This window comes from Acinetobacter higginsii (genome assembly GCF_000369845.1).
GTDB lineage: Bacteria > Pseudomonadota > Gammaproteobacteria > Pseudomonadales > Moraxellaceae > Acinetobacter > Acinetobacter higginsii.
Genome location: NZ_KB850215.1, coordinates 361218 through 387185, shown reverse-complemented (window position 1 = coordinate 387185; position 25968 = coordinate 361218). Strand labels below are relative to the sequence as shown.

The window sequence follows — 25968 nt, the reverse complement described above, 5'->3', positions numbered from 1 at the left end:
GAATTTAATTTATAAAAACTGCTGAGTTACCAGTCTTCTGCATTATTACCACAGCTTGATGCCGTAATATTTGCAGCCGTTTTGGTCTTACACTTAAGGCCTGTGCTGGTTAATAACAAGGAATAATTCCTCGGACTTTGGCTCACGGCTTTTAATGACCATGCCTGAGTATTGACCGTTAAGCTTAATGTGAATTTTTGGTTACCACTCGTTGCTGTCAAAGGTAAAAGTAAGGTGGTGTTGGTCGCGCTAGGTACGGAATAGTAAGCACCTTGATTCGTCGCGGTTCCTTTCAGCACAAAACCATCATAACTAAAATTGCGTGCCCGATGTTTTTCCAAAAGCTCTGCAACTTTAAGTATTTCTTGTTGTGCTGTAGATAAGTCTGCACGGCGGATATAAGTGTCATAACTTGGAACCGCAATCGCAGCAATAATTGCCACGATTGCAACCGTAATCATCAGCTCAATTAGAGTAAAGCCTGTGCAACGTTTCCTCGCTATACAAGAACGCTTAGTAGACTGAAAGTGGTAAGAAACACGAGGTCGTACCACTTCCGAATCGGCACATCGACATAACTGCATTTTATTCATTACGTTCATACCAAGTGAGTGGTACTAATTGGCGGCGCATGGTATTCATTGGAAGTTTACTATTCCCAATTTTATCTTTTGCATTGGGATTCAGTAACTGACGTGTCAGACCATTTTTGTCACTTAAACCAATTCCGGCACCTACCATCGAGTCCACAATCCCATGCCCTGCACCAAAGCTCATAGTTACGTCTTTGACATCTTGTTCACAGACACCAAACGGTAAGCAGAAACGTTGAACTGTGGTTGCGCCATTGGCCTGAATTTTACAACCATTGCCTATAGTCGTATTCGGATTATAAACACTGGCATAAAGGCTCTTATTCATCACCACCATCTCGCTTAAGACCTTACTACCTGTTTGATTGGTGAGATTCACTTCATTACCTTGTGCATCAAGCTCTTTTCCAACCACGGTATTGGCCTGTGCATACCAACCATTAGGCAGCATCGCTTTGACTTGTACTAGATTTTTCCCTTTCAAATCGCTCGCAGTCAGCATCGCTTTAAGATCAGTTGGTAAGAGTTTAGGCGTGCTATTCCCCGTAGCAGTGAAATTTCTACGTATGACATCCTGATCAAAGAGGTTGTAAATTGTACTGCTTGAGCTTTTATCACTAAATGGAAGACTACGATTTCCCGATGCAATACTCACCACGGCAAGCGGTTGTTCATAACCATAAACACTAAAGTTTGGTGCTTCATAGAAACGACTACTACTATCTTTAAATAGCACAGTATAAGCTCCACAACTACCAGCTTTTGTACCAAAGTCCTTACTTAAATCCACACGCCAGACTTGGCCACCAAGGTCACCAAAGTAAAGATGGTCTGTAATGCCATCGCCATCGCGATCAACCGCATTGATACGACTAACAACGCTATATAGATCTTTCATTTTCAATCCATAGTTCGCATCATCTGGATTACATGATGTGGCTTGGCTATCTCCTCCTGCATACCAAATTAAATCGCCATTATCGGCATCAAACATATACACCATACGCCCTTTGGTCGCACCCGTAATCGTAGGTGCTGCCTTTTCATACTCCATGTCATAGCCGCCACCCACCAACATCACACGTTTTGCTGCACCGTTATACATAATGGTGGTGATCGTCGGTTTAGACCAACTTTGCCCCATGGAGGCTAATGCGGCATGAGTTGTAGTTTTATAGGTCCCATTCGATTGCAAACTAATAATACGGTTATTATCTGGGTCGATATGGAATTTGAGTTTTGGCTGGGTGATATCATTTAGATCCAAGGCATAATAACTACGCCCTCCCATACGTAAACCGCCATAGGCTATTTGCTTTCCTTTCGCGAGAACCTTACTGTCTTTTTTAATTTCACCAACCGTTGCAATGACCTCACTACTGGTACTACCGCTACTCACTGCTTTCATGCCATAGACATATTCACTATACATTGTCCATGCACCATCAATCCCATAGGCCATATTGGCTTTTACACCCGATGGTTTTTCCAAAAATGCTTTGCTTTGCTGTGAATTTTCGAGCATCTCATTCGGCACAAAGGCAAACATTTCCTCACCAGTTTTGGCATCAACCACATGTAAAAGACCTTGAGTGGTGCCAAACAACATATAGTCTTTGCGTTCTTTCACACTATTGTCTGTATTAAAAACGGCTTCCTGAGTCAATTTAATCGGAGTTGAATGTAGATTCATGCCCACTTGCCAATTAGTACGGTTTGTCTCAGTTAAATCAGCAGTTGTTGCGGCATTGCCTACGTTATAGCCCAACAAATTCATCAACAAATAGCCTTTTGCATCTGTAAAAGCAGAACTTCCAGAACCACATTGAATATCTAGATATTTCTTATCAATCGTTTTCAACCCACCCACTTCTGTAAATTGATACGTTGTCGTATTTCCAACTTGTTGACAATCTCGGTTAATCAATATTTTACGTTCTGTAATAATGGGTTTAGTTGGATCTGAATTATCCGTCTTGTTTTTTAAATTTTTAAGTTTGGCCAGTACCCCTCCCTTATTCCAGTCTTGTACATCGTAGCTTGTTGAGCTGGTATCCCATGCGTCTTTGAGCTTATTAATCGAATTATCAGTTTCTACATAATACTTTTTAAAGTTCCCAAACCAACTGGCTTTTTCCGTTGGCTCAAACATACTTTTATAGACTTCATTACTCATCCGATACGGTGTAAGCGGATCTTCAGGTAGTGTTTGTAAACCAATTGGGTCACCATCTGTTACCCCTAAATCATCATGAAAATCCTTGATACTTTGCGCGATATTTTGGCTATTCGCAGCGTTATACCAACCACCACCGCCGATCACGCCCCAACGTGCCATATTTTTAATATCTTCTGGATTTCTTGGTAATAAACGGTCTAACAGACTGGTAATCCCTGTGGTTAAACCACTGCCGATCAAACTATTCGGCAATAAACCATCTAAAAGTGCTCCCGTGGCGCCCAATAAATCACGCACTGCTTTCGGTACAATACCTGTTAACAGTTGATCCTGTGCCACATTGGTACTTGAGATTTGAGTTAGGCCTTTGGTATCAGTACTATTTTCCTGTCCCGCAATATATGCTGGAAGTTGTAAAAATGAGCGATCCAAACCGATCACTGCAGTTTTAATTGGGTTGGCTTTTAATGCCCGAATGTCACGTGCATAGGCACCAATACACTGCCATGTTGCAAAATCAGTATTATCATTTGAGTTTTTATTATTTCCTAACGTCGTAGATCTCAAATCTGTTGAATTACATCGAAAGCCCCAACTATCATTCAAACGTCCATCTTTATATTGCACACTTAGAGTCTGGCTATTATCCAATGAACGCGCCATCAAGCGTTCCATCGCAACTTTAGTCGCATCAGATTGACTACCTTGAGGTTGCAATAAAGAGTCTGTTAAAGTCGGGGCAATGGTTGGTACTCCACCTGCAATCACCATTAATCCATTGGCATCACATTGCGGCGCGGTTGATGGTGCTTGATAAAAATTACCATTACTTTTAATCAGTGGATTAATACTACTATTATTATTTTGGCTATCACTAAAACCACTATATTTGGCATCTACATCAGCACGATATTCATAGAAAATTTCTTGCTTACCCACTTGCAAAACACCTAACAAGTTTAATAAATTCCCATCAACTTTTTTATAGCCATTGGTATTTAGCAGACCAGCATATTTCCAATCAGCACAGGTCATGCCATCGGCTTTCCAAGTCTTACATTCATAATCAGTCCATAATAATGGTGCGCCAAATAACCCTAATAAAGCATTACGTTTAGCATATTGTCTTGCACCTGTCCCCTTGGTGGTATTCCCCAACAAATAGGCGCCTGTTTCTGCATAGGTACTTGCCATTGGATTATTACCACCAAGTCCCAACATCGTGAGTACATCATTTAAGGCATTATTGGTATTTTCCAGATTTAATAGTTCACTCACCGCATCAAGTGGGTTACTTAAAATTTTCCCTAGGGTGGCAACCACATCATTCAACAAACCAGTGATTAGCTTCGGTGCAATCGAGAGTAAGCTTTGCAAATTGAACTCACCCTTTGAATCCATATTTGAGCTAGCGATATAGTCAATCATATGCTGGCGATGCGTTTTCGTTTTCCCGTTATACAAATAAGTATCACTAAGTAATTTGGGTTCAAATACAATTGCACCAGCACGATCATTCACGGTTTGGTTATAAGGTGAAATAGATAACCCGACCATGGTGCTATCAGGAATTTGATCTATATCAGGCAGACCAACCTCACCTTTTTTACCTTTCAAAACATCGGTGAGCGCCATACGGACACGTGAATTTTTATCATAGCAACGATAAATCCCTACCGTAGATGAATTGGTAATCGATTTAAGCAAACTAATATCAATCAGCGGATCACAAGTTTCACGGATATATTGTTCAGCAGATAAACCTGTTTTTACTCCCAATAAACCATTGAGTAAGTTATCTAGTAACTTAACCGTTGCATCCGTAGTGACTACCGTACAAGACTGACGTGGGAATGGATAAGCCGTACTCGGCTGCTCTGTTTTAATCTCAGCAATGGAATCTAGTATTCCTTGGCCTTGTCCATTACCGAGTAGCCCTTTCAAGATCAACTGATTCACTAAATCAGTTGCCTCTTTAGTTACATTGATCAAATCTGTTTGACCTGCGACTTTAATCCCCAAATTCAAACCATTTTTGCCTAGTACATCGGTAACCCCTTGATCGATACACAAGGGATAATCTTTCACCAAGTCCAAAAGACCTGCACCGCCCATACTACGAGACTGATCGACCATCAACATGAGACGTTTTTTATTGCCTGCTGCTGGTTGGTAAATCTCAATATCACTGGCAGAAGCCACTGATGAAAAAATCAAAAAACTAGATGCGATCGTACAACTCAACAATAATGCTTTGGTTCTGTGTTCTTGTAGATGCTCATGTTTAAGCTGTTTTTTTATCTTATTATTATTCATGACCTTTCTCCCTTATGAACTCGAAGGTTCAAAGTCAGACAAGAAACGATATTCTGCGACTTGTATGTTATATATCGGTTTTTCTGTATTTTGTTTTAAGCAAGTAGCAACATCATTTGCGCCGTTGTTATCAATACTTTTGGTTAAACAGCCCTTTTTAATATCGTTATCTGCAGTAAACAGAGCATCAGAGGTGAGTAAGCCCTGCATGACAGATACAACATAGACACGTAAGCGAATATTATTTTCAGTTTTTGCACCCAACACCTCTGTCCCACGGGACAAATCTGCAAAAGGGACTGTAGATCCGATTTCTCTTTTAATATAAACCTGTGTAACCACTTGTTTACGACCACTCGACTGAGATGCTGTATCATTCGTGGCATTGCTAGGATCAACTTTACAAGCACCACTATTGCTTGACATCGGCTCAAAAGTCGTACTATTTAAGCGGTAAGCCGCTTTACTTAATGCAAATGGTTCTGAACCCGAGAAACAAAACACCAATTCCGCATTTTTGTTATTTTCATTTTTAAAGAACCCGACAACGCCATTGGCCGAAGCCAAATTCTGCTGCGTATTTGGATCTTGAAAATACATCAGTGCAGCATCTGCATTTTGCGCCAATAGCGTTTGTATTTGATGATTACTCACCAACTTGAGTGAACTGATACTTTGACGGATCGCCAATGTCCCCACAATCGTGATCATGAGTACGATCATCAATACAACGATCAATGTTGAACCGCGTTGAGCATATCTCATGTGCCAGCCCCCCCATTTGTGCAACTTGTGCTTTTACTACTGTCACAGCCTTCTGAAACCCACCCCATCGCATTTCTTAAAGCAATCGTTTGATCAACGACCTGTCGTAAATAGTTATCCTGAGAAGCTGGCGTGAGATTGACTTTTGTTCCAAGAATCTGGAATGGCTCTTTATTTCTTTGTTTAATGACTGACTGATTGCCAGTTTTATCATCAGAGCGAACTAAAACGCCAATTTGAATCGCATGGACATAAGGACGAACCGTCTGTGTTACTCCATCTACATTCTTTTTGGCGGCCGTCAAAGCCATATAGTTTTTAACATCCGTATAGGCCAACATGCTGTTCGCACTGTTGAGATCTCCATCCATATACCCCAAACGAATTTGGAAAAGATCTACATTCGGCAAAATCACCTGACTTGTACTCCAAGCGAGCTTCAAACGATCTGTTGTGGTTTTGCTATCAAGTACTGCTTGCGTATATTGTGCAGCCTGACAACGTAAAGATTGACGTGCATCCGTTGAGGTCGAACCAACATAATAGCGCTGTACCACAAAAGTTCCGCTTGCAACATCCTGTCCCGAGCAATCAATCCCACCTTGAGGTGCCTGATAACGAATCAGCAATTGGTCATTGGTTAGTCCAGTAACATTGGCATTACCAAAACTAGCAATCTGATTATTCGAGAAACAATCCGTACAATTCAGGTCAATTTTTTCACCCACATTATTTGAGCTGAGCAAAATTCCTGCATAACTTGTTTGATCATTAATCGCAGGCATAGGTGAACTGAGATTGGCCTTACGAATATCATCCACAATGAAATTTAAACCCAGACTGGCATTATCTTGGATATGTGCCATCGCTTTTTGTAGCTTATAACTGGTGATCCCTGTAATAAAAAGTTGAATCGCAGCAGCGACAATCAACAAACCCAATGTCAGTGAAATCATCAGCTCGATCAGGGTAAATCCTGCCTGACCCTTACTATGTTTTAGATTTAAGAGGCCTATTTCCATTTCAATATGCCTCCAAGAACAAACAATGTGATCCAGAAACATAAGCACCGTCTTTAATACATGCTGCGATGCCTTGATCACCTGCTAAATTAGTCTGATCCCACGCGACATAAATACATTGCCGGTTATTTCCTGTTGGGCATTGATCGACAGCAAGGTTCATCCCATTATTTTTTGCTTCCAGTGCCGCATTCTGTAAATCTTGTAGGGCAATTTTTTCAGGTTTGTCTGCTACCATTGAAACATCAGTTTTAGGAACTTCGACTGCTTTAACCTTATATTTTCCTGCACGAGTTGCTTGTGGATTCGCTCTCATACGTTCTGCAAGATCCCGCGCGATAGTTGTGGCCAAGACCTGTTTATTCGCTTCAAAACTGGAATCAATTGCTCTTAACTGCAAAGCAGCAAAACCCAATACACTGATTGCCAATAAAACAAGAGCAACCAATACTTCCACCAGCCCGACACCGCTATGCTTTTGAATATTCATGTGCAAGCTCCTTCTTTAACTGTTGTATCTCCAATCACCCCGACCTGAATACAGTAAGAAAGATTTTCCCGTTCTAAAATAAAATTCTTTTGTGCTGCAAGGCTGCCATTTCGTCTAAAGCTAAGATTGGTCGAGGAGCTATTGGCACTGGTCACACCATGATCTAAACGTGCAATAAAGATTCGTTGTGTTTCTGCTTTTGGAATGGCAATGGCTGTAGCACAATCGTCGTCGGATAAAGAGGCTAAACAGACTCCCGTACTTTGTCGTAATAAAACAGCTTGACTACGGGCTTCTGAAATTTTCATCACCAGTTCACGTGCTGAAGACTCAAGCTTTTGTCGGCTATACATGGTTGCAAATGAAGGAGCTGCCATTAAAACAATGATGGCTAAAACAGCGATCGTGATAATGAGCTCAACCAACGTAAATCCTGAGATAGGAAACTGTCGAGTATTACTCGATCCTATCGCAAGACGAGAAGCTAGGCTTCGAGTACGAAGATGAACAAAGCTATGCTTTGTCTGAGTGCAAGATGGAGAGCTACGCTCGAAGTTGAACGGGTGATGTTGGACAACACTCGACCCTATCATAAGACAAGAAGCTGTAGCGCGAGACTGTAAGTCATCATGTGCTTGTTGCATACAGTCCTCCATATGCACAAATCTTTTTGTTTTAACGAACATTTTGATTAATTTTTTATTAAGCATTGATTCTACAAATTATTTTTATAAAACCCTTACAGGTCTTTAATTTTAAATCAGTAAAATCAAATCGTTATATTAAGAAGATGAACGTTATTTTCGTGATTGTTTTCATGTTTAATACCAATTTCCGTCTAAAATGCACCAAAATCCACCTTTAAGAGATAAAAGGTAGGTAAGGGCAGATAAATGATAAATGGGTCACATTCATTAATTATTGTTGTTAAAAATATTAAATAGTTCACAAAATCAACTGCCATTAAAAAAGCAAACACTGAGGTTTGCTTTTTTTATAATAATCAGGAAAAGAAATCAACGACCATCCCAGTTAGAGGTAGGAGTCAAACCACAACCTGAGGCACGATGTTCCCAGAATTTTTGCCCTTCACTATTTAGACAAATATCCCCATCCTCCTCCATACTTCCCATAGGTACCGCTCGTAATTCCCACGTTGCAACATTAGCATTTGCTGCTGTTAATAATCGGCCACTAGAGTCCCTTACCGTAATCGAATAGAGTTGCTCTCCTGTCTTCGGATAATTGGCTCCACCAATATTTACTATTGTGACATTGCGATAACTTCCATTTACCACTTTATATTTTGCTAATTGATTCGCCATTTCAATCATATAAGACTGTACATTAGCCCTATTGGTTCTTTTGACATATTTTTGGTAAGAAGGGTAAGCGATTGCTGCTAAGATCGCAATAATCGCGACAACAATCATAAGTTCAATCAAAGTAAATCCATATTTATGCTTCATTACCAATTCTCCCCCCCCGCACCACAACCTATCTCATCAGGATGTTCTAGATCAGATCCTGGATCAGTGTTGATATTATCAGGACTGATTGTTCTGCATTTCAATCCTGAACTAGTTATTAAGAAAGAAAAATTTCTAACATCACTACTAACCGCTGTAATCGCCCAAGATTGTCCAATTGCATTGGTTGAGTTTAATGGAGGATTACCGTTGCTTCCGTCCAGAATAGTGACCGTATATTGTGTTGTTGCACTTTGTAACGGCAAAGTGAGTACTTGTACTATTGGATCAAAACTATCAATTAAAGACCCGAAAGGCAATGGATATAAATAACTAGCATTAAACCCCTTATAACTAAAGTTTCTAGACTTATGCCGCTCTAATTGCTCAGCAAGCTTCTGCATTTCCTGCTGCGCCTGTGCTGCAATGGCTCGGCGTGTAAAATGCTGATAACTTGGAATCGCAATTGCCGCTAGAAGAGCAATGATCATAACCACTGCCATCAATTCAATTAAGGTAAATCCTCGATTGAACTGATAGCCCAAAGTGCATGAGCGTGGATTCTTCATAATCATGTTAATTGGCCTTAGCATAGCGTTCGTACCACCGATTTGGAATAAAACGCATATTCCCCCCAGCAAAAATAAATTTCTGGTTTGTGTTACATGCTGCACCACGGCAACCGACTCCAATATCATCTGGGTCTGGCACAACGACAGATTTAGTACTTCCTCCATCAACAGAACCAACATTTAAACTGACAATCCCAGCACCAAGATTATAAATATAATTTGCATCTTCAGCGCAAACACCTGTTGGCAAGCATAAGCGTTGCGTAAAACTATGTCCTTTAACCCCTGCACCACAGCTCGATGACGTCCCGTTATTCGACGCATCATACATAGTGACGTATAAGTTTCCTTCCATAGCGATTAATGGCGAAAGCCCTTTTATTATACTTGCACCTGCATTATCACGATCGTCTGGATTAATTGATGTTGGATTAAATTTTTTGTCAAAGCGGTAATACCATCCCCCCCAACCTGTATCAGCATTTGCAACAGCACCTTTCACTTGCACATCATCATTGTCACCTCGTGCAAGAGCGGCGTTACCAATATATTTTAATTGGCTCGTAGATGCTGTCGATGCATCTGTTGCAGCCAACGTTCTGGCTGCAATATGTGTTTTTGGATAAAAAATACCATCTGGGTGAATATCATAATCATAAATCGCATACACACCATCATATTGTAAACCATCTGAGTTTTGTTGCCCTGTTGCAACTGGTGAATCAGTCGTTGCTAACAATGGTGAGCTTTTGTTCCCAGAGATGAAACTTACTACAACAACATCTGCTCCTTCTTTACGATATGAGCTGTGATGTGCTGTAAATACAGGGGATAGATAGAAGCGAGGACTCGTACCATCACTTTTATGTAAATTCAGAATTTTTGTGCCTTGTGTCGTAAATGCATCCTTACTACGTCCAAAATCGATACGGAATGCTTGACCGGCTAAATCGCCAAAATAAATGTGATCAACCATCCCATCATTATTACGGTCTACCGTTTTAATTTCACTGACAACACTGTATTTCAAATCATTATTAATTAAATGGGGCATTGCAGCTGTGGTAGATGTTTCAGATCCAGATGCTGGTGTTTCAGGATCGGGGTCTGCATTAGCATCGGCATACCATAATAAATCACCATTATCTGCGTCAAACATATAAACACCCGCACCACGTTTATTGTCTTGCTGATAGTTATACCTCTCATACCCGTCATAACCCGTACGGATACCATTTACCCATAAACCATCTCCATTATTTCCTCCAGCATCATACCCGCCACCAACAAACATTACTAACTTACGCTTTCCTTTCCAATTCACGTAATCTAGTTTTGGTTTAGACCAACTCTGCCCCATATTTGCAATTGCAGAGAAATCTTTTCCTTCAGGGTTACTCTGGGAATATACTTTGCCTGTGTTCGGGTCAATATGAAACTTAAGTTTAGGATTCTCAATATCAGTCAAATCCAAAGCATAATAGCTACGTCCCCCCATACGCATACCACCATATACCCACTGCTTCCCGTTTAGGTTTTCTTTTTCTTCTTTGGTGGAGCCAATGACATTACGTACTGCGCCTTGAACTGTTAGCTTTCCAGAACTATCTGTAACATAAACGGTATGTGCAACCCATTCACCATCCATCCCATAATAAAGCGCATTTTTCCCACCCGATAAATTACCCGCATTTTGCTTAAACGTTTCAGCCTGACGCTCAATCATTTCACTCGGGACAAAACTAAACTTCTCCACGCCAGAGTCAGCATCAACAACACTCAATAATCCCTGTGTTGTACCAAACATCACATAATCATGACGACCTGTTGTACTGATCTCAATTTTTTTAGTCGTGGCATTTCGAGTCGCTACAGACTTACCTTCTTGGGTTAATAATATAGGTAAGGAATGATAAACACTTCCCATTTGACGTAATGTCGCACTATTATTTGTTAAAGCTAGTCCGTCAGTTGCTGTATCAGAGTTAATATTATATCCCAATAGAGCCATTAACCCCCGAACACGACTGGCGTTATCAGTTCGCGTTTTTGCATTGGTAGTATAGGTATAATCGATATGATTTAAGTCAAAGGTTCGACTGATTTGTTCACCATCAGCTTTTGTACCGTCAAATACATAATCTGTTAATAACTTACGACCAGCTGTGGTACTTTGCTGATTTTGATTATTTGTTGTGGTAACTGTACCCAGTAATAACTGACTTAACGCTCCACCTTTTTTATAAATAGGCGTATTTTCAGGGTAAGTAATGTCTGAGTTAGCCCACTGATCCGTCAAATCTTGTAACTTACTTCTTAAAACAACCGTATTTGTAGCTCCTCCATTCGGATTTGAATAAACGCCATTATTCACAACATAATATTTCTTGACGTTTCCAAACCATAGTTGCTGTGTATCTTCTTTTTTAATCTTTGGTTCAAACTGAGGAAAATAAGCATAAGGCTGAATAATTTCAGGATTTAATGCATCCATAGGAACGGTAGATGAACCTGTACTCATACTCGGTATATCTTTATTAAGCTCCTTAATAAATTTATTTATACTCTCTACAACAGCCTCTGAGTTTGTTCCAATAACCCAACCACCTCCCCCCAATGTACCCCAATCTTTAGCATCTTGGACATCTGAACCAGCAGTTCCAGAAAAAGTGCTACCAAAGCCAACCATAACCGTTTTGATCGTTAAACCAAGAGGGTTTTTTGTTGGATCAAGGAGCGCCCTCGCATAATTACCTATGCATGACCAACTATTGATATTATATCTGTATGGGCCTCTATTGCCTAATGAGCTATTTGCACAACTAAAACCCGCACCTTTAGTGGATAAAGACTTGGTCATTAAATTATAGGCAGTACCAGTTTTACCATCTCGACCAACCTCTGTACCACCAGCGTTAGGTTCACCATCAGTTAGAAAATAAATTCCCTGCCCACTACATTCTTTTTTAGCCTTCGCAGACTCACTATCTCCTAATTGAGCTTGAATAGATGCAGGCGCCTCATAAACATTACCATTCTTTGTGTTAGATGCTGATTGCAACCACCCTGAATATGTATTTGGATCAAGTTTTGCTCCACTGTAATAGTTACCACTATACTGCCCTACTCTCCCTGAACCAGTCTTAGTATATTGACTAGAATAGGGATAACTCTTAGTCCATTGCGACCCCCATGTGGTACATGTATTTCCATTCCATGCTTGACATGTCAAATAATAATTATCGCTTGGATCAACAAAATAAATTTGAAAGTTCCCACTTTCATCCAAGGTTGTTGTACCCATTATATATGCTCCTGCTTCCGCATAAGCATAGGCAGTTGGTGTACCCCCTCCTGTCTTCATACCTTTTATTTCTGCAAGCAATGTATCCCTATGCGTTTCATCCCTCATTTTAGGAATATTTTCCCATATAGAGATACAATCACTATAATCACCATATTTGCAATCTGTATTTGTATTTGTGATAAACGGACTTGTAGTTTTATAACCATTAGGTTGATTTGATGTTTCTGTTGTCCAGCTTAAACAATCATAATTATCAGCGTATGGTGGCTTACACTCAATATAGAACCTAGTTTTAGTATAGATAGGTTTTCCTTTTTTATCAGTTCCAGTTTGAATATTTCGATTATAGGATTGCCAACGTGGTTTTTTAAAAAACTCTCCTGTTTGTACTTCTCTGCCCGTTTTTTCCCCTAAAGCCTTTGCTGGTATACTAATGCGACCGTTATCACCTTCAAAAACAGATAAACCCATAACAATTTTATCATCCACCCTTGGAACAGTAGGAGTTCCAGATAGCACATCTGTTAGGCCTTTCTTGAGAATACCTAGACGGCTATTACTAGTGTTACTAGTGTTATTCCCAGCCATATCCCATGCCATACTACCGGACAAATCAAGCATCATCATCAAAGTAGTCGCGCCAGTACTATCCTCAGGAATCTTATAAATCTCCAAATCTGCTGCATAAGTCGTTGTGCAAATAAAAGTCGTAATCGTCGCTGTCACGATTGTTACTTTAAACTGGTTTAACCAATAAAGTCTCTGTGCCCCTGATTGTGCATCATCTGGGTAAACCTTTTTAATTTCTAGTTTTTTCATGATTTGTTCTCCTTATGAGGATGCACGTACAGTTTTTATGGTGTATTCCATTTGCTGGGTGCTATATGGAACATTTTTTTCAGACAAACAATCTGTAACGGTTTTATTGGTTTTTAAGGCTTCATCAACAAAACTGGTATAGTTCGTTAAACAACCGTTAATTTCTGAACTAGAATGATCACTCAAATTAGGTAAAATAGAGGTGGCTGTAATTGCAACTTTTTGAATACCTGTACTTTTTGAGCTTTCCTTATCATCCCCCTCCATCATATGCTCCCAGTCTCGATCATTTGATGCGGGTCTCACCGAAACCTGTGTCATTACAGCATTGCGCCCACTTAAAAAGTCCATTTGACGATTGATTTGGCAAAAACCATTTTTTCCTTCTTCTGTGTTATTGATTGTGCCGTTATCATTCCAATAGGAAACACTTGCAATTCCACTACCAGAAAAATTATTACTCACATTGCCACGAATACAGAACACTAGCTCCTTCCCTTTATTTTCAGGCCTTAACGCATAATTCAGCATCCCTTGCCCAATACGCATGTTTGTGAAAACGACTTCATCATCTGTTTGATTTTCTAAAGTAAAGAAAACAGAATCACTTGTTTGCTTTAAGAGCGCTTGAGCTTGAGCATTGGTCGCAATTTTGAGGGAAGTAATGCTTCCTCGTATCGCCCAAGTTCCTGCTAAGGTAACTAAGACCAGCATTACCAACACAACGATTAACACCGAACCAACTTGTGATTTCATTTTGATTTGATTCATATGATCGTCCCTCTCACTCAATTCCGAAACCATTACGGATCGCAATAGTTTGTGTGACTACATTACGGAGATATAGCTTATTGTTATTATCACCCTTCAACTTTGCATCAATATTTAGAACGCTATAAGTTCGATTTGCATCAAAAAATTGATTCTGACCAACCACATCTGTGGAACGCACTAATACACCAATTTGTACAGATACAATTTGTGGTTTTTTACCTGTTAACGCTCGATAATCTTCGATATTCATATAGCTAAAGCAGTCTAAACGACTATCTTGCTTCAGATCTGTCACAACACTGCTTGCATCTGTTTCCGTTATGGCATCGCAATCAGAATTCGCGCCATCATAAGCAACGCCTAAACGCACACTGAAATGATCAACTCTGGGTATGATAATTTCACCGTTTCCAGCTAAACCTAAACTAGTATTTTCCTTCGCTTCTTTCTCGTTATAACGTGCAGCTTTACAGGCCAAAGCCAAAGGTTGATTAGGATCATTACGATTAGTATCGGCGCGTAAAAAATAGCGCTGAACAACATAAACATTTTCAGGCAAACTTGTGCCTTCACAATCAAACTGATTTGGGGTATTGACGCGATATTGAATAACCAATTGGTCACTGCCTAATATATGATCATCAGCATCCTTGATATCTAAGTTTGTAGGGCCAATTGCACCACGAGTTAAAAGGTTTTCATCGATAGAGAATGCAGGGGGAGAACTTGCTAAATTCGCTGAAATATTTCGCTCAGATAACACGATCCCCCCATACAAAACGTTATCATCAACAAAGGGTACTGAAGAGTTTAAGTTGGCCAACCGAATATCATTGACCATTGTCCCCAAGCCAAAAAGGGTGGTATTTTGTAAATTCATCATCCCTTGCTGAGTGGTAATACTCCGTTGACTCGTTAGAAAAAGCTGTATTGCAACTGCGCTCACAAGCAATCCCAACGTTATTGCTATCATCAGTTCTATTAAAGTAAATCCTGATTGAGACTCTCTAGCATAAGATCTTTTTTTACTAAAGGGCTCAATATCAGCAGAAACAGTTCGGCCTTTAAAAAAATTTATTTTTTTCATATTAAAATGCCTCCATTACAAGACATTTGGCTCCAGCCACATAAACACCCGTAATCGTATTAACACATTGGCTGACATTAGTTGCTGTAATCGTTGTGTCTCCCCAAGCCACGTAGATACAATTTAAAGAACTACCAATACAATTCGCCACAATAATGGTCTGCCCTTGGTTACGTGCTTTAGCCAAAATTTCTGTAGCATCATGTTCCGCCATCACTGTAGGACTACATAGCGGAACTGCAAATTTATTAGCGGATTTATCTTCTAACTCATTTGTGTTGATACAACCTGTTTCATCTGTTGTTTTTGCATTAACTGCTGCTTCGTAGTCCCCTAAAGCCGTTCGATTCACACGCATTCGTTCTGCTAGGTCTCTTGCTGTATTAATCGCTACTGATTGTTCTGTCGCTTCTTGTGCTGCATCCATTGCGCGAAGCTGTAATGCGGAAAATCCTAAAACGCCTAGCGCCAAAATTACTAAAGCCACTAGCACTTCAATTAAGCCTACCCCTTGTTGAGAAATCCTTTTCATGAGCAAGTTCCTGATGTAATACCGTCTACAGTGCCAAATTTAGACACTGTAATCGTACGACTTTCTTCGATATCTGCATTACAAAGCGTAAATACTAATGGGACTATTGCTTCTACTTTACTCGGGTTAGCATTCGTCGGTGGATTCAATTCCAGACTATCAGCCTGATTTTCATCAAAATTTTCATTTGCAACCATTTTTGTTCGCTGTTTAGCTATTCCTAAACCGGTAAAAGTCACATCTATTGCATCACTAGTCATTTCAATATCATCATGCGGTGAAATCCAGAAAAGGGTTGCTGAAGTATTTAGACAAGATGCTGGTGATGGCGGACATTCAAACTTAATCGTAATATTCTTGCCTAATGAAATGGCTTGTCCTCGCGCCTCTCCAAATACCAAAGCCAACTCTTTTGTTGTTGTATCCAATTGCTTCTTTGCAACCAAATTACCAAATGATGGGATAGCCATCATCGCAACAACAGCCATAACCGCAATTGCCACCATCAACTCAATTAAGGTGAATCCCCGAGTTTTCCCCATTTCCCCAGCACCTAATTATTAAAATTCACTACTCTATATTAAATTGTATTTTTACAGAACCAATACAAAGCAGATAAGCACCAAAAAAAAACGGATGGAGTGCAATCCATCCGTTTCCAGTTCACATTTTTCTAATAAAATTAGGCTTGTATCACTTGGATACGCAACTCTTTTGGTAGACTAAAAGTAATATTCTCTTCACGTCCTTGTAGTTCTTTTGGTGGCGTCGCACCCCAATCTTGTAAGCGCTGAATCACTTGTTTAATTAAAATTTCGGGCGCAGAAGCACCTGCGGTGACACCAATTTTACTCTCTGCTTTAAACCAATCTTTTTCGAGTTGATCCGCATTATCGACCAAATAAGCAGACTTACCCATACGTTCAGCCAACTCACGTAAACGATTCGAGTTTGACGAGTTCGGAGAACCAACTACAAGAACCACATCACATTGTTCAGCTAGATCACGCACTGCATCCTGACGGTTTTGGGTGGCATAGCAAATATCATCTTTACGCGGGCCTTGAATTTTTGGAAATTTAGTTCGAAGTGCATCAATCACTTTAGCCGTGTCATCAATTGAAAGCGTGGTTTGCGTGACAAAAGCGACTTTTTCAGGATGTCTTACCATTAAAGCATCAACATCTTGTTCATCTTCAACCAGATAAATCTCACCACCTCTAGATTTATCATATTGCCCCATCGTACCTTCCACTTCTGGATGACCTTCATGTCCAATCAGGATAGCTTCAGTCCCTTCACGTGCATATTTGGTCACTTCAATATGCACTTTAGTCACTAATGGGCAGGTCGCATCAAATACTTTTAAACCACGGCGATCGGCTTCTTGCTGTACCGCTTTCGATACACCATGTGCACTAAAAATCACAATGGAATCATCAGGAACCTGATCTAATTCATCGACGAATACAGCACCACGCTGCCGTAAATCATCGACCACAAATTTGTTGTGTACGACTTCATGGCGTACATAAATAGGTGGGTTAAAACATTCCAGTGCTCGATTGACGATTGCTATAGCACGGTCAACTCCAGCACAAAAGCCTCGTGGATTGGCCAACACGATTTCCATAACATCCTCTCTCATGATCTGAATTTTTACACCAAACTATTTCGTTTAATGACACGCTACACTACAATAGCCAAGATATTTTATCATATTCAGGAAAAATATCATGTCGGGTCTATTGTTTGTCGTTTCTGCAGCCTCAGGAACAGGCAAAACATCTTTGGTCAAAGCCCTACTCGATCGAGTCAGCAACTTACACGTTTCTGTCTCACACACTACACGCGGTCAACGCCCTGGTGAACTTGATGGTGTTCACTACCATTTTACCAATAAAGAAAGCTTTTTAGCACAAGTTAATGAAGGCGGTTTCATCGAATACGCAGAAGTTTTCGGAAATTATTATGGTACCTCTCAAGCCAAAGTCAAAGAACAACTGCTACAAGGACATGATGTTTTACTCGAAATTGACTGGCAAGGTGCTGAACAGGTTCGTCGACTTTTTCCTGAATCAAAACAAATCTTTATTCTCCCTCCAACACAATATGATTTAAGGCAACGTCTTTCAAATCGTGGTACAGATTCTGTTGATGTCATTGAACATCGTTTAAGTTGTGCAGTTGAAGATATGCGTCATTTTGCCAGTTTTGACTATGTTATTATTAATGATGATTTCAATAAAGCGGTACATGACTTAGAAGCAATTATCGCTGCAAATCGTTTGGTTACTTTGCAACAAAGTGTGCGTCATCAACAATTAATCGAAAACTTGCTTACCCTTGATCGTGAATAACTTGAGTCTAGGCTAAAAGCCTTTTATACTACTCAGTCTTTTCAAATGTAATGTTCAAACGAGACAACTTATGGCACGTGTAACCGTTGAAGATTGTTTAGACCATGTAGATAACCGCTTCGAGTTGGTACTGGTGGCGAGTAAACGTGCACGTCAATTAGCACGTCAAGGCATGGAACCCACTGTAGAATGGGACAATGATAAGCCAACAGTGGTTGCGCTGCGTGAAATTGCAATTGGTCATGTGACTAAAGAAATTTTAAAACAACGCGATCAAGACTACCAAACATCAAACCTTGATATGGTACTGTCTACAAATTCACTAAACTTAGAAGGTTTTACTTTCTAAATCGAATTTGTTATGCGTAAAGCCCATTGTGAAGACTCTGGGCTTTTTTCTTTCTTGCAAAATTCAATGCATATTGATAAAAGCAATATCCGTCATTGAAAAAAATTACGAGTTTTTATAATGAACAAATTGACAAGTTTCTCAATTTGCTTTTCATTAGAAGATAAGCGTAATGTTTGCGAACACTTGCGATCAGTGTAAGTTTTCAATGGGATCAAATCTGGTTTTACGACATTTAATTCGCATTGAATAGGTGAACCATCAACGTAATATATCTTTATATCGTTGAAGTATCAGCAGACATAGCATTTCTGAATTTAGGTTATAAAAGGTGTTATATGCCAGGCGAAGAGGTCAGCCAAGCCAAGCAGCAGCTCAGAGCAATTATTGAGGCCTATCTTAATGATAGTGACGTTCAACGAGTACTTGCGGCCTGCGATTTTGCTGATTTAGCCCATAGTGGCATCACCCGTAAAAGTGGTGAGCCTTATGTGTTGCACCCGATTGCAGTAAGTTGCATTTTGGCGCATATGCGTCTTGATGCAGATACACTAATGGCGGCCTTACTACATGACGTGATTGAAGACACTGAATTTACCAAAGACGAAATTGGACAGAAATATGGCTCAGTGGTCGCAGAATTGGTCGATGGCGTCACCAAACTCAGCCATTCCAGTGATAAAGAATATAACAAAGCTGCATCCTTCCGAAAAATCTTGCAAGCAACGCTACAAGACCCTCGTGTCATTATTATTAAATTAGCTGATCGCTATCACAACATGACCACCTTAGGCGCATTGCGTCCAGATAAGCGTGCTCGTATTGCACAAGAAACGCTGGATATTTTTGTACCCATGGCTCGTCTGGTCGGTATGAATGAGATGGCGGATAACCTTGAACATCTATGTTATCAAAATCTTGATTTAGACATGTTTAATGATGTGCAAACTGCACTGCTTGAAACCAAGCCGAAGCGTTGCGAATATCAAGCGGTTTGGGAGCAAAAACTTTCTGAACTGCTAAAAGCCTACGACCTCAAAGGCCGAATCAAAAAGAAAAACAACAACATCGAGTTACTGCGCCATTTTATTAAAAATGAAATCGACTTAAATGAACTCAGTCACAGCCATGCCTTTGAAATTATTTTACAAAGTATTGCAGACTGTGACCGTCTAGTTGACGCACTGAAAGACAATTTCCAAGTTCTACAATATAGCGATCATATTCGCCGTCCTTTACCTGGTGGCAACCAATCACTCATGATCCAGTTGAAAGGTGAAAAGACCACACTTTCATTGACGATCCAAACTGAGCTAATGCGTAAAGCAGCGCGTTTTGGTGTAGTGCTTGGCGAAAATGCACCGCAAGCCTGTCGCTCGGCCATTCAAGCGTCTATGCAAAACTTAAATACCCTAATTGATAGTGGCTGTGCCAAAACCACCTTTAGTGATTTGCTTGATTATCTTCACCAAGAAAAAATTTGGGTCTATACCCCGCATGGGCAATTACATGAATTACCACAAGGCGCAACCGTAGTTGATTTTGCCTATTCAGCTAGCCTATTTTTAGGTAACCACGCGGTTGGCGCCAAAGTCGATGGTGAAATTCGCCCTCTATCAACACCATTACACAGTGGACAAGTGGTTGAGATCATTACCGATGTTTTAGCAACTCCAAATCCAGACTGGCTCAGCTTCATTAACACGCAGAAAGCACGTCGTGCACTGCAAAACATGCTTAGAGAGCAGGATATTGATGAACAGCGTTTAGTTGGTCAGCAAGCGCTAAACCGTGCATTAAAACTATTCCAGCGCTCAATTGATGATCTATCGCCAACTGATTGGACAAATGTGCTGGAGTGGCGTCATTTAAGTAGTAAAGATACCCTGTTCGAACAGATTGCGGTGGGTGATCTATTACCACAACTGGTCGCAAATCATTTATTTGCTCAGGATTATCATTCACAGCATCATGAAGCATCTGATCGTCTGATTTTAGGTACAGAGGGCGTTGATGTAAAATATGCGCATTGCTGCAACCCAGTCTTAGGTGATCCAATCCAAGGACACCTCTCTCGACGCGGTTTGATCGTGCATCGCTCACGATGTCGTAATTTATTACATGAACAGCACCTTCACCCAGAAAATATCATGCCATTGCATTGGCAATCCGAAGAAATTGATGATGTCCGTTTCAGTGCTTATTTATGTATTCACATGGCAATGAACGATGAGCAGATCTCTGATTTAATCTATCAATGCCGTAAAGCCAAAACGGGGGTAGAAATGGTTCATTCACAAGACCAAAAAACCTATGTCAACATCGTAGTCAGTAACCGAAATCAAATCGCCCAAATTATCCGAGATTTACGCATGAACTTTGGCTTCCCTCGTATTGAACGTCTAAATATGCCCATCGTACAGCCTGAAGTCGCAAAATTGGCAACCACCCATTAAATACAAGCACAGCTGTGAAATGAATCTTTAAAGCATTTCATCGACATAAAAGTTCTAATAAGATATCCATGCAACTGCGACTAAACAGTACTCAAGACTTTCGCGCCTGAATTTTTGTGTTAAAGTCGCATGGTTTAAGATAGAAAAAACAACCTAGGAGAGCTAAATGTCACGCCAAGTTATTCATACTGAACACGCCCCTGCTGCTATCGGAACATATTCTCAAGCAATTCTTGTTGGCAATACACTCTACCTTTCAGGTCAGATTGGTTTAGATCCGTACAGTATGGAACTTGTAGAAGGCATTGAAGCTCAAATCCGCCGCGTATTTGATAACCTTAAAGCCGTATGTACTGCGGCTGGTGGCAGTTTAGCCGATATTGCCAAACTCAATATCTTTTTAACCGACTTGTCACACTTCCAATTAGTAAACCAAATTATGGGCGAATACTTTGCGCAACCCTACCCTGCACGTGCAGCGCTTGGTGTTGCCAGCTTACCAAAAGGTGCTTTGGTGGAAATGGATGGGATTGTAATTATTCCATAAGCACTTTTTTAAATTTATATTTATCAAAAAGTTATAAATCATCAAAAATATCGCCGATCAGGCGGTATTTTTTTATTCAAATTCCCAATAAGAATATACTCATTGTTGGAATGAAATTCATTGACAAACGATAATAATTATCAATAATATCAATTATCGCATTTATATTTGTGGCTCACTCCCATGTATGTTTGTTTATGTCGTGGAATTACAGATCAGGATATCAAAGACGCCGTTGCAAATGGCGCTGAGAGCTATCGTGAAATCCGCGACCTACTCGATCTAGGAACATGTTGTGGTCGTTGTGCTCCAGAAGCCCGTGCTATTATCAGCGATGAACTTGCTGAAATCGTCGCACGTATTTCTATAGCTGCCTGATTTATCTTCAAAATTATTCCTCCAATTCAATTCGTGTTTTACGACTCCACCGCTTCCTGTAGAACTTAAAAAGTTCCTCATTTAAGCGGTTTTTTTATAAAAATCATAATCATATCAGGATGTTTTTGATTGTGATTTTCATTTGCCGTTCTATAAATTACTCGCCAGATGCTTCTTTGTTGATTAAGATAAGATAAATTGCCTTAGCAACTAGGGCATCGTGTGGTGTTTTTGGAGTAAGCGCAATGAAAGGCAATCGCGAAGTTATCAATCAGCTGAATCAGGTGCTGTACCATCATTTAACTGCGATCAACCAATATTTCTTACATTCTCGTATGTTTAATGACTGGGGAATTGAGCAACTCGGTTCAGCCGAATATAAAGAATCTATTCGTCAAATGAAACATGCTGATAAAGTGATTGAGCGTATTTTATTTTTAGAAGGCTTACCGAATTTACAACATCTAGGCAAGCTCTATATTGGTCAACATACTGAAGAAGTTCTGAACTGCGATATCCGTAAGGTCAAAGAAAATATTGAAGCAATTAAACAAACTGTTGAACTTGCTGAAGCAGAACAGGATTATGTGACCCGTGATTTGGTCCAAGAAATTTTAGAGAAAGAAGAAGAGTACTGGGATTGGCTCGACACCCAACTTGATCTGGTTGAGAATGTAGGTATCGAAAACTATATTCAAAGCCAAATCTAATTCTTCTCTTCAACCCAAACTATTTATTGGGTTAAATCAAAAAAAGCCCTGATTAGGGCTTTTTTTTATCTCGCTTACTTATTCATTTCATTCACTTCTGGCAGGCTGAGTGTTTGTCCATACAGCTGCTGTAAAATAAAGAGTTGCTGTTCTGCTTCTTCAAACTTGTGATTATAAACCAGTACCTGTGCATACTTTTTCAGGTTATAAGGGGTTGCTTTATTTTTGACGAAAGCATCAATCCACTCCAAATCCGTATTAGACATTTGAGTTTGAGGTTTTAGATTGATCCATTCTAGTCGCTGCTGAAATTGCGTTAGCAGCAGAATTTTAGAACTTCCCAATATCTCTACTGTTGGTTGCTGCTTTTTAAAAATTAAACGACTGTTTTCCTGAAATAGCTTGTAATCACGCCAGATCAATAACAACAGTACGATACCAATCAGCCAGATTACGCGAATGACATTTGTATTTAAAGTCACTGCTTTTAGCTGAGGTGTTTGTGCTTGAACTAGACCTAATAAAAAGCCCATAGGCAGTAGGAAATACGCATAACGTTGCGGAAACTCCAGCATGGCATGAATCAAAATTGCAGCAACCATCATAATTGCAATCACCGAAGTGGTGTCTTTGGCATTTCGGTCTAACCAGAAAAACCAGACTGCCATATAGCCAATAATCAATAACCCAAGTGGCAAACCATTCCAGACCAAGATATCCAACAAAACATTGTGCGCACTGATCACCCACTCATGTGAAGGATGTAAATTAAAAATACTAATCTGCGCGATACTTGTTTGATTCCACCCATAACCCAGCCAAGGCTGCTCTTTTAGTGCCAAAAGCATCTGTGTCCAGATATCAAAGCGTAAATAGCCTGAACTCGCCCGTTCAGCCAAACTGGTTGTTTGGATGACTTCAGAGTTTGAGAGCGTTTCAATGACATTTGTGAGTAGTGGCAAACCCCACGCTGCAATCACAAAAAAACCAATGCACCAAATCCAAAGCTGAGGAAAGTTGAAACGTGGTTGCTGCTTGTATTGTTTATACATCCAATAAAACAGAATAAATAAACAGACTACCCATGAGGTTCGAGACTGAGTTAAAGCAATGGTAAATAGGATCAATAGACTTGTTGGTAACAACCAGAATGATGCCACAACTCTTTTCTCATATAGATATAACGCCCCCATTAAGCCCATGATCAAAAAGGTTGCCAAGTGATTTGGTTGACCAAAGTTTGCATAAGGGCGATCGCCTTTTAATTGCATCACCCCATTAATAACGCCACCTAAGCCACACCATTGCACAATTGCCATGACACTACAAACAATTGCAATACCAAATAGCAGCTTAGAGGTCTCTTGTATCAGCAGTTCACGCTGATCCGCCTGCACCGAAAGGTTATAACCAAGCACGATCATCAACCAAAAAGCGAATACATACAATGAACTTAAAAGTGCTGTACTAAAGTCATTCACCAACCCAAAGCCCCATTGTAGCAACGGAACCGCAATAATCGGTGCAATCCAGAGTTGTACTCGTGGGATAATAATTTTTTTATTGAGAAAAACAGCAAGTAAAACTAAGCCAGCGGCAAAGCTAGCAAGTTCCCCTGAAAAAGTCACCCAAGGATAAGTATGAAATGGAGACAGCCAAGCAAAGCTAATCAGCGCGCTGGCAAGAAAAAAGCATAAAAATTGCATAAGGTATCTTAGAAAAGCACTTATCTCTATAATACAGCAAAGTACTTTATACAGCTTAAACAAGTCAGATAAACTATACTTCTAAACTAATCTAAGACCACACTGATTATATTTCTATTTAAGAAAATTATTTATAAGATTGAGTTTTTTTATACAACCATACACATTAGAATACACTTATATTATCAATACTTTATCGATATGAAAACCGAGTCTAAAAACAAAAACATGTCACATCTTTACGCTACGATTAACAACAAGATCACAACTAAGCAATTAACCATTGCAGTGATTGGCTTGGGCTACGTCGGTCTACCGCTGGCCTTGGCCTTTGGTAAAAAATTTAAGGTTATTGGCTATGACACTAATCAAAAAAGAGTGAGTGAACTCACAAATCAACAAGACTCTACTTTAGAGATCAGCCGCACAGAACTTGGTAATTTGTCTAATCTTCATATGAGTTCTGATCCAGATGAACTCACGGAATGCGATATTTTTGTCGTCACAGTACCGACACCAATTGATCATTTTAAACAACCCGATTTAAATCCCTTAATTCAAGCGTCAACCACAATTGCAAGACATTTAAAAGCTGGCGATATTGTGATTTATGAATCCACAGTCTACCCTGGTGCGACCGAAGAGGTTTGTGTTCCAATATTAGAAAAATATTCACAACTCAAGTTTAATCAAGATTTTTTTGTAGGTTATAGTCCCGAGCGTATCAATCCTGGCGATAAAAGCAAAAGTGTTACGACCATTAAAAAAGTTACGTCAGGTTCAACACCAGAAATTGCCGATTTAATTGACCAAATTTATTTAACTATTATTACCGCAGGCACACATAAAGCTGCCTCTATCAAAGTGGCGGAAGCGGCAAAAGTAATCGAAAACACACAACGTGATGTTAATATCGCCCTCATCAATGAGCTTGCCCTTATTTTCAATAAACTTGGCATTGATACTGAAGAGGTATTGCAAGCTGCATCGACCAAATGGAACTTTTTACCTTTTCGTCCAGGACTCGTTGGTGGACATTGTATTAGTGTAGACCCGTATTATCTTACCCATAAGGCCCAATCTATTGGTCTACATCCAGAAATTATCTTAGCGGCGCGTCGATTAAATGACCGTATGGGTGAGTATGTTGCGACACAACTCATCAAAGAAATGGTTAAACAAAAGATCCAAGTTGTCGGGGCAAATATTCTAGTGATGGGACTGTCATTTAAAGAGAACTGCCCAGATATTCGCAATACCAAAATCATTGATCTGATTCAATCACTCAAAGAGTATGATTTGAACCTTGATGTCTATGATCCTTGGGTTGATCCATCAGAAGTCATTAAAGAATATGGCTTGGAACCTGTTCAAACCCTTCAACCAGCTCATTACGATGCGATTGTACTGGCTATTGGGCATCAACAATTCAAGAGCATGAGTTTTGAGGAACTTCAGGCTTTAGGTAAGGAGAACTTTGTTCTTTATGATCTCAAATATATCCTCCCTCCTCACCAGTCCAATCTCAGATTATAAT

Annotated in this window: 22 protein-coding genes; 7 read left to right on the top strand and 15 right to left on the bottom strand. The window is 39.9% G+C overall.

Features of this window, described 5'->3' with window-relative positions; all coding sequences use genetic code 11:
* Positions 1 to 26: 26 nt before the first annotated feature.
* The 14 genes from F885_RS07870 to ispH form a co-directional block, all read right to left on the bottom strand.
* A complete protein-coding gene (locus tag F885_RS07870) occupies positions 27 to 461 on the bottom strand; it encodes a type IV pilin protein (protein WP_407636629.1) in 435 nt (144 codons plus the stop codon).
* A 124-nt stretch (positions 462 to 585) separates the two neighbouring features.
* Positions 586 to 5088, bottom strand: a complete 4503-nt coding sequence (locus F885_RS07875) for a pilus assembly protein (RefSeq protein ID WP_005317786.1) — start codon at positions 5086 to 5088, stop codon at positions 586 to 588.
* 12 nt (positions 5089 to 5100) lie between these two features.
* Positions 5101 to 5853, bottom strand: coding sequence for a pilus assembly PilX family protein (locus tag F885_RS07880; RefSeq protein WP_005317783.1), 753 nt, complete (start codon positions 5851 to 5853; stop codon positions 5101 to 5103).
* Positions 5850 to 6875 carry a PilW family protein gene (locus F885_RS07885; RefSeq protein WP_005317780.1) on the bottom strand — a complete coding sequence of 342 codons (1026 nt, stop codon included), beginning with the start codon at positions 6873 to 6875 and terminating at the stop codon, positions 5850 to 5852. Before F885_RS07885 ends, F885_RS07880 begins: the two co-directional genes overlap by 4 nt.
* A gap of 1 nt (position 6876) precedes the next feature.
* Positions 6877 to 7365 (bottom strand): type IV pilus modification protein PilV, encoded by a 489-nt coding sequence (pilV, locus tag F885_RS07890; RefSeq protein ID WP_005317777.1) that lies wholly within the window; start codon positions 7363 to 7365, stop codon positions 6877 to 6879.
* Positions 7362 to 8009, bottom strand: coding sequence for a GspH/FimT family pseudopilin (locus F885_RS07895; RefSeq protein WP_005317774.1), 648 nt, complete (start codon positions 8007 to 8009; stop codon positions 7362 to 7364). The genes pilV (F885_RS07890) and F885_RS07895 overlap by 4 nt, the downstream gene beginning before the upstream one ends.
* 372 nt (positions 8010 to 8381) lie before the next feature.
* Positions 8382 to 8834 carry a type IV pilin protein gene (locus tag F885_RS07900; protein ID WP_005317770.1) on the bottom strand — a complete coding sequence of 151 codons (453 nt, stop codon included), beginning with the start codon at positions 8832 to 8834 and terminating at the stop codon, positions 8382 to 8384.
* Positions 8834 to 9403 (bottom strand): type IV pilin protein, encoded by a 570-nt coding sequence (locus tag F885_RS07905; RefSeq protein ID WP_032859512.1) that lies wholly within the window; start codon positions 9401 to 9403, stop codon positions 8834 to 8836. Before F885_RS07905 ends, F885_RS07900 begins: the two co-directional genes overlap by 1 nt.
* 7 nt (positions 9404 to 9410) lie before the next feature.
* Entirely contained in the window at positions 9411 to 13532 is a 4122-nt protein-coding gene (locus F885_RS07910; protein WP_005317764.1) for a pilus assembly protein, read from the bottom strand.
* 12 nt (positions 13533 to 13544) lie between these two features.
* Positions 13545 to 14303, bottom strand: a complete 759-nt coding sequence (locus F885_RS07915; RefSeq protein WP_005317761.1) for a hypothetical protein — start codon at positions 14301 to 14303, stop codon at positions 13545 to 13547.
* A gap of 13 nt (positions 14304 to 14316) precedes the next feature.
* Positions 14317 to 15393 (bottom strand): PilW family protein, encoded by a 1077-nt coding sequence (locus tag F885_RS07920; protein ID WP_005317758.1) that lies wholly within the window; start codon positions 15391 to 15393, stop codon positions 14317 to 14319.
* 1 nt (position 15394) lies between these two features.
* A complete protein-coding gene (gene pilV, locus F885_RS07925) occupies positions 15395 to 15925 on the bottom strand; it encodes a type IV pilus modification protein PilV (protein ID WP_005317755.1) in 531 nt (176 codons plus the stop codon).
* Positions 15922 to 16467, bottom strand: coding sequence for a pilus assembly FimT family protein (locus tag F885_RS07930; RefSeq protein ID WP_005317753.1), 546 nt, complete (start codon positions 16465 to 16467; stop codon positions 15922 to 15924). Before F885_RS07930 ends, pilV (F885_RS07925) begins: the two co-directional genes overlap by 4 nt.
* 140 nt (positions 16468 to 16607) lie before the next feature.
* Positions 16608 to 17558, bottom strand: coding sequence for a 4-hydroxy-3-methylbut-2-enyl diphosphate reductase (gene ispH / locus F885_RS07935; protein ID WP_005317749.1), 951 nt, complete (start codon positions 17556 to 17558; stop codon positions 16608 to 16610).
* 103 nt (positions 17559 to 17661) lie between these two features.
* Between ispH and gmk the strand changes: the two genes are divergently transcribed.
* The 6 genes from gmk (at position 17662) to bfr (ending at position 22725) form a co-directional block, all read left to right on the top strand.
* Positions 17662 to 18285, top strand: a complete 624-nt coding sequence (gmk, locus tag F885_RS07940) for a guanylate kinase (protein ID WP_004803956.1) — start codon at positions 17662 to 17664, stop codon at positions 18283 to 18285.
* Between the two features lie 70 nt (positions 18286 to 18355).
* On the top strand, positions 18356 to 18634 hold the full coding sequence (gene rpoZ / locus F885_RS07945; RefSeq protein ID WP_004803954.1) for a DNA-directed RNA polymerase subunit omega: 279 nt from the start codon (positions 18356 to 18358) through the stop codon (positions 18632 to 18634).
* A gap of 338 nt (positions 18635 to 18972) precedes the next feature.
* Positions 18973 to 21090, top strand: coding sequence for a RelA/SpoT family protein (locus tag F885_RS07950; RefSeq protein ID WP_005317743.1), 2118 nt, complete (start codon positions 18973 to 18975; stop codon positions 21088 to 21090).
* A gap of 166 nt (positions 21091 to 21256) precedes the next feature.
* Positions 21257 to 21637: a RidA family protein gene (locus F885_RS07955; protein WP_004657462.1), complete on the top strand. Its 381-nt coding sequence runs from the start codon at positions 21257 to 21259 to the stop codon at positions 21635 to 21637.
* Positions 21638 to 21820: 183 nt separating this feature from the next.
* Entirely contained in the window at positions 21821 to 22015 is a 195-nt protein-coding gene (locus F885_RS07960; RefSeq protein WP_005317738.1) for a bacterioferritin-associated ferredoxin, read from the top strand.
* A gap of 245 nt (positions 22016 to 22260) precedes the next feature.
* Complete coding sequence (bfr, locus tag F885_RS07965; protein WP_004803950.1) at positions 22261 to 22725, top strand: heteropolymeric bacterioferritin subunit Bfr; 465 nt, start codon at positions 22261 to 22263, stop codon at positions 22723 to 22725.
* 74 nt (positions 22726 to 22799) lie between these two features.
* Here bfr and F885_RS07970 read toward each other — a convergent pair whose 3' ends face one another.
* Entirely contained in the window at positions 22800 to 24431 is a 1632-nt protein-coding gene (locus F885_RS07970) for a PglL family O-oligosaccharyltransferase (RefSeq protein WP_005317735.1), read from the bottom strand.
* Positions 24432 to 24659: 228 nt separating this feature from the next.
* On the opposite strand from F885_RS07970, the gene tviB reads away from it, so the two are divergent.
* On the top strand, positions 24660 to 25967 hold the full coding sequence (gene tviB / locus F885_RS07975) for a Vi polysaccharide biosynthesis UDP-N-acetylglucosamine C-6 dehydrogenase TviB (protein WP_050560232.1): 1308 nt from the start codon (positions 24660 to 24662) through the stop codon (positions 25965 to 25967).
* Position 25968 lies beyond the last annotated feature (1 nt).